At 47.0% G+C, this 14,154-nt stretch carries 14 protein-coding genes and 1 pseudogene; 8 read left to right on the forward strand and 7 right to left on the reverse strand.

The window, feature by feature from the left end; translation table 11 throughout:
- Nucleotides 1-104 precede the first annotated feature (104 nt).
- Nucleotides 105-500, forward strand: a complete 396-nt coding sequence (locus SYN6312_RS11405) for a hypothetical protein (RefSeq protein ID WP_015125034.1) — start codon at nucleotides 105-107, stop codon at nucleotides 498-500.
- Here SYN6312_RS11405 and SYN6312_RS11410 read toward each other — a convergent pair.
- Both SYN6312_RS11410 and htpG read right to left on the reverse strand, forming a co-directional pair.
- Nucleotides 497-1,990 carry a site-2 protease family protein gene (locus SYN6312_RS11410; RefSeq protein ID WP_015125035.1) on the reverse strand — a complete coding sequence of 498 codons (1,494 nt, stop codon included), beginning with the start codon at nucleotides 1,988-1,990 and terminating at the stop codon, nucleotides 497-499. The genes SYN6312_RS11405 and SYN6312_RS11410 overlap by 4 nt on opposite strands.
- Before the next feature lie 247 nt (nucleotides 1,991-2,237).
- A complete protein-coding gene (gene htpG / locus SYN6312_RS11415) occupies nucleotides 2,238-4,187 on the reverse strand; it encodes a molecular chaperone HtpG (protein WP_015125036.1) in 1,950 nt (649 codons plus the stop codon).
- A gap of 259 nt (nucleotides 4,188-4,446) precedes the next feature.
- On the opposite strand from htpG, the gene SYN6312_RS11425 reads away from it, so the two are divergent.
- Nucleotides 4,447-4,839: a hypothetical protein gene (locus SYN6312_RS11425; protein WP_015125037.1), complete on the forward strand. Its 393-nt coding sequence runs from the start codon at nucleotides 4,447-4,449 to the stop codon at nucleotides 4,837-4,839.
- A gap of 26 nt (nucleotides 4,840-4,865) precedes the next feature.
- On the opposite strand, the pseudogene SYN6312_RS20605 reads toward SYN6312_RS11425, so the two are convergent.
- From SYN6312_RS20605 to SYN6312_RS11440, 3 genes and pseudogenes are all read right to left on the reverse strand, one after another.
- A pseudogene (locus SYN6312_RS20605) lies at nucleotides 4,866-5,927 on the reverse strand (HaeII family restriction endonuclease).
- A gap of 44 nt (nucleotides 5,928-5,971) precedes the next feature.
- Entirely contained in the window at nucleotides 5,972-6,943 is a 972-nt protein-coding gene (locus SYN6312_RS11435) for a DNA cytosine methyltransferase (RefSeq protein WP_015125038.1), read from the reverse strand.
- Between the two features lie 125 nt (nucleotides 6,944-7,068).
- Nucleotides 7,069-7,329 (reverse strand): hypothetical protein, encoded by a 261-nt coding sequence (locus SYN6312_RS11440; protein WP_015125039.1) that lies wholly within the window; start codon nucleotides 7,327-7,329, stop codon nucleotides 7,069-7,071.
- A gap of 152 nt (nucleotides 7,330-7,481) precedes the next feature.
- Here SYN6312_RS11440 and ndk point away from each other — a divergent pair, with 152 nt between their 5' ends.
- Nucleotides 7,482-7,931: a nucleoside-diphosphate kinase gene (gene ndk, locus SYN6312_RS11445; RefSeq protein WP_015125040.1), complete on the forward strand. Its 450-nt coding sequence runs from the start codon at nucleotides 7,482-7,484 to the stop codon at nucleotides 7,929-7,931.
- On the opposite strand, the gene SYN6312_RS11450 is transcribed toward ndk, so the two are convergent.
- Nucleotides 7,903-8,697, reverse strand: a complete 795-nt coding sequence (locus SYN6312_RS11450; protein WP_015125041.1) for a TerC family protein — start codon at nucleotides 8,695-8,697, stop codon at nucleotides 7,903-7,905. The two genes, ndk and SYN6312_RS11450, sit on opposite strands and share 29 nt — an antisense overlap.
- Before the next feature lie 431 nt (nucleotides 8,698-9,128).
- Here SYN6312_RS11450 and psaM point away from each other — a divergent pair, with 431 nt between their 5' ends.
- From psaM to apcD, 4 genes are all read left to right on the forward strand, one after another.
- On the forward strand, nucleotides 9,129-9,224 hold the full coding sequence (psaM, locus tag SYN6312_RS18985) for a photosystem I reaction center subunit XII (protein WP_015125042.1): 96 nt from the start codon (nucleotides 9,129-9,131) through the stop codon (nucleotides 9,222-9,224).
- Nucleotides 9,225-9,275: 51 nt separating this feature from the next.
- Nucleotides 9,276-9,710: a hypothetical protein gene (locus tag SYN6312_RS11455; RefSeq protein ID WP_015125043.1), complete on the forward strand. Its 435-nt coding sequence runs from the start codon at nucleotides 9,276-9,278 to the stop codon at nucleotides 9,708-9,710.
- Between the two features lie 56 nt (nucleotides 9,711-9,766).
- Nucleotides 9,767-10,219, forward strand: coding sequence for a hypothetical protein (locus SYN6312_RS11460; protein WP_015125044.1), 453 nt, complete (start codon nucleotides 9,767-9,769; stop codon nucleotides 10,217-10,219).
- A 98-nt stretch (nucleotides 10,220-10,317) separates the two neighbouring features.
- The gene (apcD, locus tag SYN6312_RS11465) at nucleotides 10,318-10,803 is read left to right on the forward strand and encodes an allophycocyanin subunit alpha-B (RefSeq protein ID WP_015125045.1); all 486 of its coding nucleotides are present in this window, start codon (nucleotides 10,318-10,320) and stop codon (nucleotides 10,801-10,803) included.
- 215 nt (nucleotides 10,804-11,018) lie between these two features.
- Here apcD and SYN6312_RS11470 read toward each other — a convergent pair whose 3' ends face one another.
- Entirely contained in the window at nucleotides 11,019-12,080 is a 1,062-nt protein-coding gene (locus SYN6312_RS11470) for a PstS family phosphate ABC transporter substrate-binding protein (protein ID WP_015125046.1), read from the reverse strand.
- 441 nt (nucleotides 12,081-12,521) lie between these two features.
- Between SYN6312_RS11470 and SYN6312_RS11475 the strand changes: the two genes are divergently transcribed.
- Nucleotides 12,522-13,958 (forward strand): MFS transporter, encoded by a 1,437-nt coding sequence (locus SYN6312_RS11475; RefSeq protein WP_015125047.1) that lies wholly within the window; start codon nucleotides 12,522-12,524, stop codon nucleotides 13,956-13,958.
- Nucleotides 13,959-14,154 lie beyond the last annotated feature (196 nt).

Raw genomic sequence — 14,154 nt, forward strand, 5'->3', positions numbered from 1 at the left:
TAGGGCTGGGGCATTGATCAGTCTGAGGCAACTTTCATGTTCACTTGAACGTCATAGGCGGTTGATATTCTGAAAGCAGCTTCTCACGCAGCGGGGATAAGATCATGATTCAATCTTTAGGAAAGTTTGCTAAGCCAGCCCCTTGGGTTTGGGGCCTTAGCTTCTTGGGGGCCAGCACCGCAATCCTTGGCTTGGTTTCGCCGACTCTAGCCCAAACATCAGTTGTTTTTGGCCAAACGGGGCAAGTTGTGACGATTCCCAATACCTTTGGTCAACCCACCTTTGTTGTGCCGCCTGTGTCAGCTTATCCGCCGCTGCTGCCCTTTCCAGTTCAAAATAATCAGCCGATCATCTACCAGGCCAATCCTTACAATCAACCGGTGCTCATTTATCCCCGCTCTGGATCAACCTATTCCGGTGGCAGTAGTCAACCGATTATCTACCAGGCCAGCCCCCATAACCAACCCGTGCTCATTTATCCACCGCGCTCTCGCTATTAGCCAATCCCCAAGCGTCCGGCCAGGCCTGGGGCAAGGGGAATCAAGGTGGCCGCCATCAACAACAGAGCCAGTAACCCTAAGCCAGCCCGTGTATCATCGGGTTCAGTCATCTCTTCCAAGTTGGGACGTTCAATATCTCGCTGCAAGAAGATGATTAATAGGGCCCAATAGAGTGCCAGAGGATTTCCCAAGGCCACTAAGCCAAGGACGATCAGCGTAATCCAAGTTGATCGAGTGGCCACCTTTGGCCCATAGATGGCCTGGATAATGCGTCCCCCATCCAATTGTCCCGCAGGCATTAAATTTAAGGCCGTCACCACCAGACCCAACCAACCAATAATTACGAAAGGACTAACATCCACTAACTCAGCTTGTAGAGCCTCTCCCAAAATTGCCTTAGCCAAAGTCCCCACTAGGATTGAACCTTGGAAAAATAGGCTAGGAATTTGAAAAACACTGCCGGGATGGGATAACAGTAACCCGACAACTAAAACCGCCAGAGATAAAACTCCCCCCACCGCCGGCCCAGCTATGGCCAGATCAAACAAAACAGTTCGATTGGGTAGAAATGAATCAAAGCGGAGAATCGCCCCAAAGGAACCCAGTTGCCAGGCCGGGATGAAGAAGGGCCAACTCAAACGAATTTGATCCCGCTGGGGTAGGACTTGATTGTATTGATTCGCCATCCAACGATGTCCCAGTTCATGGGCAATCAAAATTAAAATGAGTCCCAAAGCCAAAGGCAAAGATTGGGAAATACGACCCGGTTCTTGATAAAAACTAAACCCTTGGACTAAAGAACTGGCCTCTAAACTGGTGGCAACTGCGGCAATACCTAAGACCGTAGCCAGGATTTTCTCAGAGACGGCGGGTGGTTCCGGTTCCCGACGCGGCAAAATAATCACGACGGGTTTATTCTCTTGGTTCGGTACCATGAACAGGCGATATTTATCTGGCAAAACCGTTTCCAAGCGAGTTGTTAAGGTTTGATGAACAGTCTTTGTCTCTCCCCGTAAGTTCCCCCGGCAGATCAGGCCTTCTTTGTAGGGTTTAAGTTCGGTGGCAAAAAAGGTGTCAATTCCAAAAATTCCCTGTACCGCTTTGAAGTCTTCTCCTGGAATGGTGGCGATGGGTTCAGCCTCTAGGGAAACCTCCCCCGCCTTGGTTATCCCCCCAGAGTTTGGCTGATCCAAGGGCTGATCAGAGGCCGAGGAGATGGAGGGACTGAGGGGACTGGCGGCGGCTAATGCGCGTAACCAACGACCCAGGCCGATATAAACCCCAACAGAAATCAAGAGAAAGCCCAGAATTGCGGCAAAACTGATATTGACCCCAACGCTCATTAAGCCAAACAGGAGCAACCAGGGCAGCATCAGCACCACCGACTGCAACCAGGCCACGATGCCCAACTTCCCCATTGGTAACGCTCGGTACAACCCCCAACCCAGTATGAGGAGTGCGCCAATAATCGTTAGTCCAGTAAAAACCATGCCATCTGCCCCTTCAAGTGTGCCTACGTCCAATTCGGCGATCAAACTGCCCCTTCGACAACCTTAACCAAATGGGTGATGACAGATCAATTTATCAAGTGGCTAACACGGTAGGACTAGAGCTTAGAGATTTGAGATAGGCCTGGCTCATTGCCTAGTAAGTTAGTTGAAAAGGCAGGATCTCAGATAATTGCTCGTGAATCTCCATGATTTCTACCCGAAATAACTTCAAAGAGTTGGGAATCTACTATTTACTGGCCATCGCGGTTAAGCGGGTTAGGACGGAACTGGCTCGCTGGCTAAATTGTTTCATCCCCTCGGCATCCAGGCCCCGCTGCCCAATTAATGCCAGATCGTAAATGTAGGCACAGAGTTGGTCGGCCAATTCCGCTGAAGGTGACTGCCCAGAGGTTTGGACAATGCTGCCTTGACTGAGGCTGATCAGGTTTTGAACGAGGGGATGGGCGGTGTTGACTAGGAGGGTATGGTCATTGGGCAGATCAATGCTGATTTTTTGCTGCATCATGGCCATCATTTCCTGCATCCGGCGGGTGGATTCCGGGAGCAAGATCATGGCCGGGGGCGCGCCTTCAGGGTTGTCAGATTTCAGCGGTTCAGTGCGAACAGTAACGTTGGGCTTGTTCAGAGCTTTGGTAAAGAGTTCTTGAATCAGTTCGCTGCGGGTTTTGTTGCTGCCCGGATCGACAATTTCGGCGGCCTTATCTTTATCAATTAGGGTTTCATCGAGTTCTGCATCCACCCGCGAGAATTTAAGGTCTTTATACTCTTGCTCTAACCAAGGGACAAAGTGAGTATCAAAATAGTTATCCATGAACAGGACTTCAATGCCTTGGCTCTGGAGCAAGTTGACATAGGTGGCCTGGTTGACTTCATCGGTGCAGTAATAGACCCGTTGCCCTTGTTTTTCCGAAGTCCGGCTGAGGTAATCCTTGAGGGTTGTGTAGGACTGCCCATCGACAACAAGGCTTTGCTCATCGGCCCACTCATCTCCAGCATCTTCGGGTTTGGTGGCGGCTAGGTTGGCAGAGGTGCGGAAGATGATAATTTCTTTGACTTGCTCTTTAAACTTGTCATCATTGATGGAGCCAAATTTGACAAAAGTGCCCAAGTCGTTCCAACTGCGGGCATAGGCCTGGGGATCATCCCGATAGAGTTCTTTGAGGCGATCTCCCACTTTCTTGGCAATGTAATCCGCAATCCGGCGGACGGTGCGATCATTTTGGAGGAAACTGCGGGAGACATTCAACGGGATATCGCTGCTATCAATCACCCCCCGCAACGGTAACAGGAATTTGGGAATAACTTCTTCACAGTTATCGCTGACAAAGACTTGATTGCAGAAGAGCTTAATTTGACCTTTGGTGACATCAATATCGGGGCGCAATTTCGGGAAATATAAAATCCCATTCACCACAAACGGATAATCCGTGTTCAAATGCACCCAAAGGAGTGGCTCTTCTTGGAACGGATACAGATAGCGATAAAACTCTAAATAATCTTCTTTGGTTAAACTGCTAGGGGACTCTTTCCAGGCCGCCTTTTGTTTGTTGATTTGCTCCCCATCCAGTTTGATCGACACCGGCAAGAAATCACAATATTTCCGTACCAATTCCTTAATCCGGGCGGGTTCGAGGTAGTCCAACTCCTCCTCTTGCATGGTCAGGGTAATAGTGGTTCCGACTGCGGTACGATCCGATTCGGTGAGGCTGTATTCCGTGGAGCCATCACAATGCCATTTCACCGCGCTGGCCCCGGCCTGGTACGACAGAGTCTCGATTTCAACGGTTTTAGCCACCATAAACGAGGAGTAAAAGCCCAGGCCAAAGTGTCCAATAATCGCCTGATCCGCTTGATTTTTATACTTTTCGACAAATTCCTCGGCACTGGAAAACGCGACTTGGGTGATGTATTTTTTGACTTCCTCGGCGGTCATCCCCAGGCCGGTGTCGGTAATTTTTAACTGCTTGGCTTCTTTATCAATGGCAATCGTAATTTCGGGATGATCGACATCGCCAGCATAATCCCCAGTTCGGGCAATCATCCGCAGTTTTTGAATCGCATCTACCCCGTTGGAGACTAATTCCCGCAGGAAAATTTCATGATCGGAGTAGAGCCACTTTTTGATGATCGGGAAAATATTCTCAGTATGGATCGAAATGGTGCCCTGTTCCAGCATGATCGGTTCTTACTCGCTAGTGCTTGCGTTAAAGTCGTTAAGTCCTATTTTACGAGGGGTAGGGCCTGGGGCAGAGAACTCCAGACTTCGCAATCTCCCTGCTTGTAGATACGGTTTTCCCTACCTTGTTCCCCACCAACCAGCTTTAGAGCAGGGGCAAGAGTAAATTCAGCGTGTACAGTAGGGATTAAAATTTTCCGAAAAAGTCCAATAAAACCCCCAACCCATAGAAACATCCATTGGTTAAAAGGAGAACGCCATGGCCTGGGTAGATGAAATTCAAACTCTGAAGTCAAAAATAAGCTTGGTGTTAGATCATCCCGCCTCAGTCAAACAGCAGGTAAAAGAAATAACGCTGGTACAAAAGCAACTGCGAGTGATTAAGCGGGAGATTAATGCCCAGATTCAACAAATCAATCAAACTGTGGCTCAATCCCGCCCGGATAGCCTTGTTTCTGTTGGCCTGGATTTATTTGGCAAACGCCGGATGGCCGGAACTGTTCGCTCAATGACACGCCAGGCCATGCAACGGGAAAAACAGGAAGCCCGCCAACCCTATCTTGATCTCAAAAACGATGTGCATCAGTTAATCTTGGAGGGAGATCGGTTGAAATTAGCCGCCGAAAGTTATCTCAACAGCACGCAACCCTAACCCTGCACTCTTCAATTTGAACCGAATTAAACGTCCCAAAAAGGTAGCGGTTGCATTTCAGAATAACCCCGTTCCTTGCAAAAATTAAACGCTTCAACTACGTGTGGAAATTCATTAGCAAAATCACTTTTCATTTGGCTCAGCAAATTTTGACCCAGTGACTTAGCAAACTTACCTCTTAAGCATTTTTCATACCAAGCAATCAGGTCAGACTCTTTCACAATGCCACGAACACGTTGCCCCCAGCTAATTTGCTGAATAACAGATTGAATCACAATAGCCTCAGCATCTTTACAGACTATAACTATATGATCACTTTCAACTTGATCAACAATTTTCTCAGCCAATTTTGGTTTTAGAGTGAGGTGTTTAACCTGAATAGCAGGGCCAAAATTAGCTCACATATCAAGTCCTCTATCTGCCGCATTTGTCACGCCAACTCGATAAATATGAGCTTGAGTCATTGATGTAGTATTTACAGCACTTACACCTAACAGAACCTGAGTCAAATCATTAAATTCTTCCAACAATTCAATATTTTTATCTGGTATTTTAACTGATACTTCAACTTCTAAGCTAGATACAATTGTTTCAAACAAACTATAAGTAATGATCTCGTAAACTTTATCAATGCTTCTTCTCAATCCTGTACTATCAGTAATCAAAGAAAGTAAGTCTTCTAATTTTAATAGTTCATAATTATCAATATCTAGTTTGCGCATAACAGATGCCACCAATTCTTGACGTTCTATAAACCGATAATATATATAACGTTCAATAGCTCCACCTAATCTCTTATTTTCGGTATCTAAGACTTTAAGATGACTTACTGGCATTGCATTTTGATCCCAAAGATTATCTTGGAATCTGGCAGTCGAAGTACAAACTTTTCCTAATAATCGCCGAGTAACATTATCCCTCCATTGCTTTGATGTGTTTCGATATGTTTCAACTTGACTGACATCAATATCTTGATTGATTCGTGAATTGTATAAAACCTCTGCAATTTGAATAGGCTTATACAAATCAGTTCGAGCAATATTAATAATATTATCTAGCTTTCCTTTAGCTTCATCTATATCAATCATCTAAATTATTCTTGAATTAATTTGTTATGTAAAATATTCTAAATCTAGAGAAAGGCTAGTTGTTTGATGTCATAGTTTAAAGATGAAGATATGTTTGGATTTTTCAAGGTAAGTAAGACTGCTTTGATGACGGAAAGAGCACATGGAACAACTATAGAATTACCCGCCAACTTACGCATAATACTATAACCATAAATGATCTTAAATGAATCAGGAAAACCCAACAGTCTCAGCATTTCCCGCTCAGTAAGTCGGCGTTCACCATTGACAAGCAAGTAGTTGTAAGACGCTCCGGCTCTCATCGCACATGAGTAAGGGTATGCGCTAAGGTGTCCAGATTTATTTTCATGCCAAATAGTTGGTGGCTCTGGAAGTTTTCCTTCAAATTTCTCTAGGCGACTTTGACGAATTTTAGGGGAAGCATAATAAAAATCTGATACCTTGGTTTCAAGTAAATCTGCTAAGGACTGCATTGGAATCTTTCGGGTTGGCCAGTCAAAATTATACGGTTCCCTAAACCCAACTATAAAAATTCGCTCTCTTTTGTGTGGAATACCAAAGTCTAATCCATTAAGAACCTTATAATCTGCGAAATATCCAATTTCATGTAGTATGTCTAAAATTCGTCTTAAGGTTTTTCCGTGATTATGCCCCACTAATTGCTTAACATTTTCTAAAACAAAAGCAACTGGGCGTTTTTCTCTCAATATTCTAGCGATCTCGAAAAATAACGTTCCACGAGAATCTTCAAATCCCTTAAGGTCTCCACAAATAGAAAATGGTTGACAAGGAAATCCTGCGAATAATAAATCATGATCAGGGATATCTTTTGATTCTATCGTTGTAATATCACTCTGAGGATAGTCTTCAAAATTTTCAAAGTATGTTTGTTGTGCATGACTATCTATATCGCATGAAAAAACCCATTTAAGATCAATACCTAAGTCTTTAGACGCTTGATTTGCTGCAACCCTAAAGCCGCCAATTCCACAAAATAAGTCAATACATTTAAACATTTGAGAATTATATGATGAACATTTGAGGATTGCATGAACCTTACTTTGTCGGAATTATAACATTGATAAGCTCAATTAGCCATAAGACTGGGACACAAGTTAAAACAGACATAAATTGCCGACCGTTAAGCATGATTCTCTTGTTTTGCCACTACTAATAAATCTGCCAGGGTTTGTGCTGCATCGTAAGCATCATAGGGCGACCAGACAACCGCTTCACTAGCTTCTAGTTGCTTGAGCATTTCGATTTCCGTTTCCCGAATATCAGAAGTATGCAAATCAAAGCCTTCATCTTTGGCCACTGCCATTAACAGCAAATGAATTAGGCGCAGTTTATCTTGATGGGATAGTTGATTGACAACAGGGAATAATTCAGTGAGGAGCATAATTTTTATGGAAAAGATTGATTGACTAGGGTTGCAGCTATGCTAACTCAAAACGTCTGTTAATTCTTTAGTCACAACTCAGGTCGGCGGCCCCTCAACCAAACACAGGTAAAATGAGCTTGCATATCCATTCACATTGAGGAGACAGCAGCGTGGAACGGACATTCCTGGCCATTAAACCGGATGGGGTACAACGGGGCCTGGTGGGTGAAATTATCCAACGTCTAGAACAAAAAGGATTTACTCTTGTAGGTCTGAAACTACTTCAAGTCAGCAAAGAACTAGCCTCAACTCACTACGGCGAACATCAAGCCAAGCCCTTTTTTCCAGGCCTGGTGGAGTTTATTACCTCGGGGCCGGTGGTAGCGATGGTTTGGGAAGGTAAAGGTGTCATTGCCACAGCCCGGAAAATGATTGGCGCGACAAACCCCTTAAATTCTGAGCCAGGCACAATTCGGGGCGACTTTGGGGTTGATGTGGGTCGCAATGTCATCCATGGTTCCGATGCCCCTGAAACTGCTGTCAAGGAAATTAGCCTTTGGTTTCAACCGGAAGAACTCGTGGCCTGGTCGCCTAGTTTAACTCCGTGGATTTATGAGTAGTTCCGGCGGATACGGGTTCTTGGGAGTCCTCTGCCATTGGCTCGACCGTTCCTAAGTTCAAAGATAAATCCGGGCCTGGGGTGATTGTTTCTGGTGGATTCCGCTGAGAAAAGCCCCAGGCAAAACATAGCCCAATCATCGAAAGCATTAACCAGTCAGGTAAAACAAATTGGGAGTCAAAGACCCGCAGTAGCAGCCGCAACCCCACCAGCGTCACCGTCAAATAGCCTGCATCTTGGAGGTGAGTAAATTCTTTAAGTAGTCTGATAAATAACTCAGCCATAAACCGCAGGACAAGAATGCCAATCACGCCCCCGGTTAAAACAATCCAGCGTTCTTCTGAGAGGGCAATGGCTGTAGTCACACTATCCAGAGAAAAGGCTAAGTCCGTAATTGCCAAAAGCGGAATCGCTTGCCAGATGGAGTTAATGTCCAGGCCATGGTGATGATGTTGCTCATCTTCCGGTGAGGAAAAGTACTTAAAGGATAACCACAGTAGATAGGCGGCCCCAGCTAGTTCAAATTGCCAGAATTTAATCACCCAAGTCGCAGTCAAAATCAAGGTAATCCGCAGCACAAAGGCGGCCACCAGGCCAAAATTCAAAGCCCGCTGTTGATACTTCAAATCTGGGATCCCTTGCACAAGGGCCGCCAGGGCAATGGCATTATCAGCAGATAGAACCGCCTCTAAGGCAACAAGGACCAATAGTAGAGAGACAGTTTCTAAGCCAAAGTCGGGAAAAAATTCCAGCAGTTGATCTAACATTGGGACTCGGTCGAGGTCTCGGTAAGAAATAATGTCATCGAAATAATGACTAGAGCTACTTCCACCATACAGTGAATTTTCGGGAAGAGATTTGTGCCGCTGAGTGGGCAATTTGGGCTGGGCTTAATTTTGGCGATCCAGATTCCTGAAAAGCCCCAAGAAATTTACACCAATATCGCCTCGCTAATTCAGGGTTAAAGAGGAGCTAGTTAAACAGCCCCTGACTGGTCGGATGTCCCCGATTGAGGACTCACAGAGGGGTTAAGTCGGGGAATATTAATGACCTGAGATGACAGTGTGTAACAATCTGTAACTGGAGTTGCCATCGGCCTGAGGATTATGAACTAATAGGAACAGCGGATTGGCCTGGCTTCTGGTCAATGGTGCTTTCATGATCTGACATTTTGGCTGTTTTAAGGAGAAATAAAACCATGACTCTCACCGATACTCAAGTTTACATAGCCCTGGCAATTGCCTTAATTCCCGCTGTCTTGGCTTTCCGTCTTTCGACTGAGCTCTACAAATAGAGGGTTAGGTGAAATCGGCCAGGCCCCCCCTTGTTTGGAGATATTCCCCCGATGACTGCCACCGCGCCTAAGCCCTCTCCCCCTGTTCGTCCAAAGCGTAATCTGTCCTTGGCGGCCAAACACAGACAAATTGGGCGGGAAATTATCGTCAAAGTTTTGATTAACTTGGGGATTGTGACCGCAGGCCTGGTCGCTCTCACACAACTTCTCCCTTACTACCTAGCTCAACGGGAAAAGCTCACGAACTTAGAAGCGGCCCAAAAAGAAGCCCAGGCCCGGGTCAATGAACTCAAAGTCCACTATCAGCAGGACAATCAACCCCAGGCCATCGAACGAATTGCCCAAGAAGATGCTAATCTCATTCGTCCCAATCAACGGCGAATTGTCTGGGTTAAACCTGGAGTCGCAGCCCACTCAGACCCGGCCCCACTCAACAGTCCCGTCCCCCAACCCAGTGATTCTACCAGCCCCCCGCCAATTCCCTAATTCTGGCGGTGGATAGCTTGGATCATGATCGTTTTTTATTTGATGATTACTAAACTGTGACTTTACCCCTCCTTGACACTGCCCTAAGCTCTGACAGCTACCTTGCCCTTGGCCTGGCGACTTGCTTCATTAAACGTGATGGTAAATTAACGCCTGTGCAGGTGTTAGAGCCAATTCCGTCTGCAGCCCTTGAAGCCATCATCAAAGGTATTCCCACCTCCTACAGTAAAATTCTTGGGGTCAGCCTTGGCCAGATGACAACGGATCCGCTCCAAGTTCCGCCTGACTTTGCCCCAGAGGCTCAACTCTGTGATGAATTTTCTGAGCGAGCTGTGGCGGCCACTCGGACTTACTGTGCGAAACCAGTTGCGGCTGAACATATTCCCCTGGGTTCTGTCTATACCGACTTAAATTTTTCCGTAGAACGCAAGCGGGTCTTAAATTCCGAGCGACTCGTCACGGCCGAGGATAATGTGAAGCAGCACGCCTATACTCATCAAATTCTCTAAGGATGCGTGAGTCTGGCCCAGGCCTGGGATGTTAAGAACCATTAGCACCAGGCCCGCAGTTGGTTAAAATAAATAGCGTATCAAGCGGTGTAAATAATATGAGTGTGATTAGCCAAGTTGTTTTACAAGCAGACGATGAATTACGCTACCCGACCGCCGGGGAATTAAAAACCTTGAGTGAATTCTTCCAAACCGGGGAGCAACGGGTACGCATCGCCTCGACCTTATCTGAAAATGAAAAACGGATTGTCGAAAAAGCAAGTAAGCAACTCTGGCAAAAGCGGCCGGACTTTATCTCCCCTGGTGGTAATGCCTATGGCCAAAAACAACGGAGTCTTTGCCTACGGGATTACGGCTGGTATATGCGGCTGATTACCTATGGTGTCTTGTCAGGGGATAAGGGGCCTATTGAGAAAATTGGCTTGATTGGTGTCCGGGAGATGTATAACTCCTTGGGTGTACCGATGCCTGGGATGGTCGAAGCGATTCGCTGCTTAAAAGAAGCCTCTTTGGCTCTCCTCAGTGAAGATGATGCTGCGGCCACCGCCCCCTACTTTGACTTCCTAATTCAGGGCTTGTCCTAGGGTCGTCTGGGGTAGTTCTTGCTGGTATCTAGGTTGCTCGGCAGAGCGTTAAATTGAGATCATCCCCTAGGACAGACGGTTCTGAGGACATAGAAATCTTAAAAGCCTTGCCTGAGTTGCCCTCATCGCCATCCTAAATCAGTAATGCTCTACATTTCATCCTTTTGGGTAAACTCTTCGGGGTTTACCTGATTTTTTTTGAAGATTTTTTGCAGTTATCGCAACGGGACATAACCCGCCTTGGCAATGGCCGCCTGTCCTTGATCTGTTAATAATAGGTTGGCATAGGCTTCCCCGGCCTGCTGATCACTTTGGTCATTTTGCTTGACGATAACAAATAATCGCCGGGTAATGGGGTATTCACCGCTTTGAAATGCAGCCTGGTTGAGTTGATTGCGCTGGCCTGGACATTGATTGGCAGGGACAAAGGGGGGTTGATAGGGCGGGATCCAGGCCCCGGATTTACTTTTTAACGGCAAGTAATTGACGGTGCATTGCCCCACAATCTCCGGCGCAGAGGCGTAGTAAATGCCCCCTGGGTTACTGGCCACCTTGCGAATTCCATCGGTTGTATCCCTGGCCATTTGCACGTTAGCCCCGAGGTTCTGCTGGCCCAATATCTCATCAATGAAATATTCCACCGTTCCCCCATCTTCCCGGCGGCGCGAGTAGGGCGTAATGCCTAGGTTGGGGCCTCCCACTTGACTCCAGTTGGTAATTTTTCCAGTGTAAATATCCGCAAGTTGAGATACCGCCAGGCCTGGGATTTGTAAACTGGGATGCACAGCAAAGGCAATCCCATCAATAGCGACTGGAATAGCGACCAACCGAAACCCGCGACTCTGGGCCTCTTGCAGTTCTTTGTCATTGAGCGGGCGTGACGATTGGGCAAAGGCTAACTGACCATTTAATAACATCCGAATCCCACTGCCAGATCCCGGTGTCCCGGTGGTCGGGTTGGTATAACGCAGGCGAAAATCAGGCCAGGCCCCGGCAATTAAAGATTCAGTTTCCAAGCGAATGGGGGCCCAAGTGGTACTCCCACCGTAGTTGAACAATCCAGATGGCACAGCTTTAACTTGGCTAAAGTTAGCAACCCCAGGGGTGGAAGAAGTACTACTATCCGTAAGACCTGTTTCCCCTGAAGTCGGTAAGGACATCATTGGGTTAACATTGCCCCCTTGGGAGCGAAAGAACCACCAGGCCCCACCCCCCAATAAGCCCAGCGTGACCACCAAGGAAGCCAGTAAAGGGCCAATATTATTATTTTGAGACATGGTTTACCATCTTTCTGCTAGGGCGAGTAACGGATTTGTTGCCGCGATAATTCATTTCTCTAGGATTATAGGAGCTAATGCTCAGAACTCACGCGCATTAATGCCCCCTCCCTAGACTCAAACCAAAGAACTGCGATAGGACCAAACCTCAGGCTAGCCGGAAATATTGAAAGTGACAATAATACTTTATTTTTCCCCTTTTTGTCTTTTCAGCTAACTTTTAACTCTTCTGGTTTAGCGCATGTTATGTCTTCCGCCAGATTACAAATTCATGAGACTCAAGAGATTCTGGGGAGAGGGGAGGGGGTCGTCAATTGAGTCTTAGGTCATTGCCCTAACCAAAGTCAGATGGTGAATCGGTAAGAATCCTACAGCCCCAGGCCTGGCTCACCTGAGACAATGGGACAAAAGGTTTAGATCACATCAGCAATAGGGAAAAACATGGCCGGTGCAATAGGACAACAGCGGAAATGGTGGATTTTAACTGGGGTGAGTTTAGGTATCTTGATGTTCACCATTGATTTAAGCGTGGTCAATATTGCCCTACCGACCTTGATCCGCGAATTTCAAACCAGCTTTACCGCTGTTCAGTGGGTCGTCCTCAGCTATCTTCTCGTCATGACCAGTTTGCAGTTAGGGGCATCACGCCTTGGAGATCTGTGGGGTAAGAAGTATCTATTTATCGGGGGCCTGGCAATCTTTACGATAAGTTCAGCCCTCTGTGGCATTGCCGGGACGGTGTGGGAACTAGTCGGCTTTCGAGCCTTAGAAGGCTTAGGTGGGGTTTTCATTGCCGGGTTGGCTGCAGCCATTGTCACAGAATCCTTTACACCCCAGGAGCGGGGAAAAGCCCTCGGAATCGTTTCTGGGTTAATGTCTGTCGGAGTTGCCTTGGGGCCAACCTTAGGGGGAGTCTTAATTGCCTGGGTGAGTTGGCGGGCGATTTTTTGGATTAATATCCCCATTGGATTAATTGCCATGGGAATTATTCTGAAGTATTTACCCACCCAGGCCCGGCCTCGTAAATCTGAAACCTTTGATTATCTCGGTGCCGGGGTTATTGCCTTCAGTTTAGGTAGCTTTGCCTTGGGGATGACCACTGGCCAGGCCCGCGGGTTTATAAACATGATTCCCCTGACTTTATTGGCCCTAGCCGCCCTTGGTATCGGTCTCTTCCTCTGGATTCAGACCCAGGTGAAATATCCCACCCTCAACCTCCAACTATTTCGCGACTGGGAACTAAGCCGAAGTGTGATTCTCAACTGTATCGTTAGCCTGGTGATTGCTGGGGGTGTCTTTGTCCTGCCTTTTTTCTTTGAAATTGTTAAACAGTTTCCAACCCAACAGGTGGGAATGCTTCTAGCCGTGTGTCCCATTAGTAACGCCATTATTTCCCCGATGGCCGGGCAGCTATCCGATCGCTGGGGAACCAAACGGATTCGAATCATTGGCCTGGGCCTGGTCATTGGCGTTTGTTTCCTGATCAGCCAATTTAACAGCAACTCGCCGATTATCCAGTTTATTTTGACCTTTATTCCCTATGGCATTGGTTTAGGCCTGTTTCAAGCTGCCAGTGTCACCGCCATTATGAGTAGTGTGCCCCCCACCGCCATGGGCATTGGCTCAGGCTTGATTGCCTTGGTTAGCACCCTGGGGCAGATGATTGGCGTGCCCTTAATGGGTAGTTTGTTTATTCTTTTGGGCGGCTTACCCCCCGGTTCGGAAATTAAATCAGCCCCACCCTTAGCCCTCACCCATGGCCTGGCAGGTTGTTTTATGGTGGCTGCGGGGTTGACAATTTTTGGCCTGGGCATCTTGCTGATCCAATTCCGACACCCCCCTAAGGTGGAAAAGCTGCAACAACCAATCCCATTTTGACAACTCACCCTTGGGTTACCCAGACTGCTCTATGGCGTTACTCATTTAGGCTTCTTATTGGGACAAGTCAGGAAATACTATATGGGTGCAGTTCTTTAAAGATTTTGACTCTCTCAGAACAGTCTGCGTAACTATACCCCGGAATCTCCTGGCCAGTCAGACGCGTTTTCCCCTGCCCTTAGCTATCTCCGACGGA

Source organism: Synechococcus sp. PCC 6312 (assembly GCF_000316685.1).
Lineage (GTDB): Bacteria > Cyanobacteriota > Cyanobacteriia > Thermosynechococcales > Thermosynechococcaceae > Pseudocalidococcus.